Raw genomic sequence first — 4541 nt, 5'->3', positions numbered from 1 at the left:
CAACTGGACAACAAGGTTGACATAGTGGGATTTGTTGCCTATCTCGTTCTGGTTACACATAACGAGTTTGAGTGCTTGATCGGGCGCGACTAGGTTCCCGACCTCTTTGCCGTAACCCGCGATTGATGGTTTTGAAGTCATTTGACTTCTTTTATCGTTCAAATGACATTACTTAATGTTATTTGACATCATGCGACACCAAATGTCGCAAGTTTGGTGGTTTTCTATGCGTTTTGTCTTATTGCCGGAGTAGCGATTCGCTGGCATGGTTATTCCATAACATAGATTTCAATTTTCAGATTGAAGCGGTATCTGTTTTTGGCGGCAACGTCAGCGGGTACCGCTTTTTTGTTTTTGGAGCTCAGATTCATGGCGCGCCGTAATAAAAATATCGTAAGCGTAACGCGAACCACACAACCGGCCAAGATAATTGCCGGTAAACCGGCCAAGGTAATTGACGCTAGATAGGCTACTAGAATGCAAAAAGGAGCCGTTTGGCTCCTTTTTGCGTTTATTTATCTTTAACGACCTTTGGGGTCGGATTCGCTGCTCTCGAACTCCGGAGGTTATTTGCTCTTATCGCTGGCCACCTCAGGCGCTTCGCAGATCCTATTACTTGTTTAAAGATAGGGAGGACTCATGCCCGATCTGTGTTGCTCGAACTACGTCCGAGAAACGAAAACCCCGACCAGAGGCCGGGGTGAAATTTTTAGGTCTTTGCAAGCAGTCTTAAGCCAATGGCTCATTGGAGCAACTTGCCAACCTTGTGCTAAAGTCTAGGAGTAAAACGTTCGTTCGTCAACGCCGTTGTTCTGCCAGCAGGGAATATGTTTGTGTTCAAAAGACGCTTTCCAGAGGTCATTTGACACCATGCGAGACATCTTGTCGCAAGTTAGACCATTTTCTATGAGTTTTGTCTAATTGTCGCGCGCTGCGTTCGCTGGCATGGTTGCTCTATAACATTGATCTCAAATTTCAGAATGAAGCGGTATCTGTTTTGCGGGTACCGCTTTTTTGTTTTTGACGGAAACATCACGAGACATAACGGAGTGATTATGAGTAAGAAGGAATCTAATAAAGAACAGCAAAGTTCCGAACGAACCTATGATCTGAGCGTTCCAGCGGACCATGTTGCAGTATTTCGAGACAAGCTATCTGAAGAAGCAATTAAAGCGCATATTATTTCTCACACTAAAAAGATATTGGAGGGAGCTGGTCTCGACAGTTACCACGTTGTTATTTTATTTGATGAGGAGAACTCTATCAGTTCATTCCATTCAAACCGAATCTATCAAACAGTTAAAGATTTAGATGGTGAGAAAGATATACTCATGATCATTCAGAGTAATGGCGGCAATATTGAGCCGGCATACCTGATTAGTAAAACTTGCAAGCGTCTATCCAAGTCAAAATTTAACGTTGTTGTTCCGAGAAAAGCTAAGTCTGCAGCAACTCTGATAGCGTTAGGTGCTGATGAGGTACATATGGGACTATTGAGTGAGCTTGGTCCGATAGACCCTCAGTTTGGAGGGTTTCCTGCTTTGGGCTTGTCCAATGCAATTGAGAAAATTGCTGCAATGGCCGAGAAGTATCCAAAAGCATCATCAGTCTTTGCTAAGTATCTTGCGGAGAACATAAATATTCAGCATCTGGGACTATTCGAGAGGATTAATGAGTCTGCAACACAGTACGCGTCTCGACTATTGGCAAATAAAAAATTCCCCGACGAACATACTCCGGAATCACTAGCTGATCATTTTACTAACCATTACAAAGATCATAGTTTTGTTATTGATGCAGATGAAGCAGCTAGTTTACTAGGAAATGAAACGATTAAAGAAGGCACTCCCGAATATAACTTAGGTAATGACCTGTATGAGTTTTTCAGTTTTACAGCTTTTTTATTTAAATATGTGCAAAACAAGCAGATGCGATACGTTGGAAGTATTGATGAAGGTTTAGATATTTCAGAGATCGATTAGCTTCATATTGCGAGTGTAAAGTTACCAGTGTAAGTGGCACTCTTATCGACTCCTTAAAAGGGGGCTGTAATCCCGAATGTGAAGCACCAGTTATTTGCCGAATTGTTGAACCGCTTGTGGCGGCGTTGATATTAAAATTTCTATGCGCGAATGATACACATCGCAAAGGAACCAAAAAATATGAAATTCTTGCACCTGATCATAGTATTAACCATTTCATTAATTGCCTCTGCATGTGCCAGCACAGGGGTTGTATCACTGGGTGAGAACCTATACTACATAGGCAAGAAGGACGGCTCTCCTGGGCTAGGGGTTAGCGTAGAAAACAAAGCTGAAGTGTATAAAGAAGCTAACGCGTTTTGCGAATCCAAGGGTTTGAAACTTGAAATTGTAGAGGAGACCGTAATACCCGCGGCTCCTGCAAGGCTGGGGTCAACCGAAATTGAATTCAGGTGCATTTAGGCTGCCTTAAAATCAACAGGTTCAGAAGTAGACTGAAGGGTCACCGGCGCGCATTAGTCAGCCTAGCTCAGGAGGCGATATTGACCGAGACGCTTTCTGTCTGACTAAAGCTACGTTTGAGTTTATTAAATTCGGAATGCTCTTTCGGTGAATAGGAGCTTACAGTGATGACCTCGTCCATACATAAAGTAACCGCAAACTCACGAAATAAGTCACCATAGAGTTCGGTCTCGTCTAATTGTGGTGCAGAGTTGCGTATTTCTGATATGAGCTTGCGATAGTAGTCAGCATAACGCTCAACAATTCTTAGTTCTTTGCGCTCGTCAATATAACCGCTGTATAAGGGAGCTAAATGAACATGTGTAATACCACCGTTGTCGTTGTCGACTGATAACACGATGCCAATATAAACTTTGTCATTTTTAAGTACTACCCTTGAGAGCCGTCGCTGCTTAATTGAGTCACTACGAGAGTTTGGTGTTCTTTCCAGTGTCAAAATTTGTTTAGATTCTTCGATTACCCATCGCTCTAGAGTACCAGAGGCCCGCCAAATACATAACATTGGATTTTTCTTGTAACGCCAATAACTTATCCGACTGAAGTTAAATGCGAGTACGACGAGAAGTGGTGACAAAAAGGCCAAAAACGAAAAAGATTCTTCGGGCGCTGAAAAGTCAGGAGTCAGCGGTGTCACCACTGAATTAATGAAATTTAAGATAAAGTGTGTCCAACTAGAGGGGGCAGTTTCAAGTGAAGTTTCTTGTTTGATGAAATTGAAGATAGCAGCCGAAACTACAACAAAGACCATCCCTTTCACAATCATTGCCGTATAGAGGTAGCGTGCCTCTTTACGGTCGATAAGAGGATTCAGAAGTGGATGCATCCAATAGTGGACATAACCACAAAGTAAAAAACTGACTAAAACAAAGGGGGTGAGGGCAATCCCTGCCATAAAAATATCCTAACTCGCGTTATAGGGTACGTATTCGCTCGTTGATTGCTGTGGGTGTTGTTGGCCTCTACCTTGTTGGGATACAGACTCTTGATCAGCGAGGTATGCTTCGTCCACACATGCAATGAGAGCGGCAATGACATCTTTGTCAGATAGATCAAGACCGACTCCACCCGAATCATTTCGTTTAAGGTGTTTATTCAATGTCTCGAGCGCATCACTGGAAAGATCGTAAGGCTCTTCATAAGCTGTAAATAGTCGCTGTTTAAACTTCGCCAATAGATCCATCATACACCTCCTGTGTATCAAACCGATTTGAGTATTAAAAAAATGACACATGAAGGTGCATAATGCATCATTTTGCGGTGAATTGCGGGTCATAGAGGTGGTTCACTAGTGGGAAGTAGCCCGCAGTTCTACTGCGGGGGAAGCACCGGGGCACACTCTCGTGGTTGTTATGGACAAACACCGAGGCGGATTCAGGTTGGACCCGTAGTAGAACTTCGGGCTACATTGATTTAAAAAAGGAGTCTTTTTACTCCTTTTTGCGTTCAAGTGATAAGCATTGGTCTCATTTGATAACTTGCGTCACAAGATGACGCAAATATGGTGGTTTTCTATGAGTTTTGTCAATTGCTGGTCGGCATTATCGCAAGGGTAGCGTTAGGATTGGGAATGTAACCTTATGCGGTTACAATCGCCAATGTAACTAATATTGGTTACATAGCCCTGCTACCTATATTGCGTCTTTCACGGTGTCCGCGCGCTAGACCCATACCAAGGGTACGGGCTACAATGCGCCTACCTGAACATGCAGTAAAGAGACGCAAGGACGAAAGATGATTTTAGTCACTGGAGGCGCGGGCTACATTGGCTCGCATACGGTTGTGGAGTTGCTTGAGGCTGGGCACGAGGTGTTGGTGCTTGATGACTTGTCGAATAGCGTCCGCGAGAGCCTGAATCGGGTTGAGCACATCACCGGCAAGAAAGTTATCTTTGTGCAGGGCGATATTGCTGACAAAGCCATACTGCGTTCCATTTTTTCCGACCACTCGATGACTGCGGTAATGCATTTTGCTGGCTTTAAAGCGGTCGGTGAGAGTGTGCGCGAGCCGCTGTCAACAACGGGTGAAAACTGATCCGCT

Annotated in this window: 4 protein-coding genes and 1 pseudogene; 3 read left to right on the top strand and 2 right to left on the bottom strand. The window is 43.8% G+C overall.

The window, feature by feature from the left end:
- Positions 1-1055: 1055 nt before the first annotated feature.
- Positions 1056-1982 carry an SDH family Clp fold serine proteinase gene (locus tag IDAT_RS12695; RefSeq protein ID WP_051986823.1) on the top strand — a complete coding sequence of 309 codons (927 nt, stop codon included), beginning with the start codon at positions 1056-1058 and terminating at the stop codon, positions 1980-1982.
- Positions 1983-2162: 180 nt separating this feature from the next.
- Positions 2163-2444 carry a hypothetical protein gene (locus IDAT_RS12690; RefSeq protein ID WP_051986822.1) on the top strand — a complete coding sequence of 94 codons (282 nt, stop codon included), beginning with the start codon at positions 2163-2165 and terminating at the stop codon, positions 2442-2444.
- Positions 2445-2511: 67 nt separating this feature from the next.
- Here IDAT_RS12690 and IDAT_RS12685 read toward each other — a convergent pair whose 3' ends face one another.
- Together IDAT_RS12685 and IDAT_RS12680 are read right to left on the bottom strand one after the other, a co-directional pair.
- On the bottom strand, positions 2512-3396 hold the full coding sequence (locus tag IDAT_RS12685) for a hypothetical protein (protein WP_034734355.1): 885 nt from the start codon (positions 3394-3396) through the stop codon (positions 2512-2514).
- 9 nt (positions 3397-3405) lie between these two features.
- Positions 3406-3687 carry a hypothetical protein gene (locus IDAT_RS12680; protein WP_156099533.1) on the bottom strand — a complete coding sequence of 94 codons (282 nt, stop codon included), beginning with the start codon at positions 3685-3687 and terminating at the stop codon, positions 3406-3408.
- Positions 3688-4235: 548 nt separating this feature from the next.
- Here IDAT_RS12680 and IDAT_RS12675 point away from each other — a divergent pair.
- Positions 4236-4514 (top strand): annotated as a pseudogene (locus IDAT_RS12675) (SDR family NAD(P)-dependent oxidoreductase); the annotation flags it as partial.
- Positions 4515-4541: the final 27 nt, after the last annotated feature.

Source organism: Pseudidiomarina atlantica (assembly GCF_000753735.1).
Classification (GTDB): Bacteria; Pseudomonadota; Gammaproteobacteria; order Enterobacterales; family Alteromonadaceae; genus Pseudidiomarina; species Pseudidiomarina atlantica.
This window is presented reverse-complemented; position numbering and strand designations above follow the sequence as displayed.

What these genes read in the sequence shown, in the direction of transcription:
- IDAT_RS12680 (WP_156099533.1), bottom strand. Translation starts at nt 3,687, where the DNA reads ATGATGGATCTATTGGCGAAGTTTAAACAGCGACTATTTACAGCTTAT.
- IDAT_RS12685 (WP_034734355.1), bottom strand. Translation starts at nt 3,396, where the DNA reads ATGGCAGGGATTGCCCTCACCCCCTTTGTTTTAGTCAGTTTTTTACTT.
- IDAT_RS12695 (WP_051986823.1), top strand. Translation starts at nt 1,056, where the DNA reads ATGAGTAAGAAGGAATCTAATAAAGAACAGCAAAGTTCCGAACGAACC.
- IDAT_RS12690 (WP_051986822.1), top strand. Translation starts at nt 2,163, where the DNA reads ATGAAATTCTTGCACCTGATCATAGTATTAACCATTTCATTAATTGCC.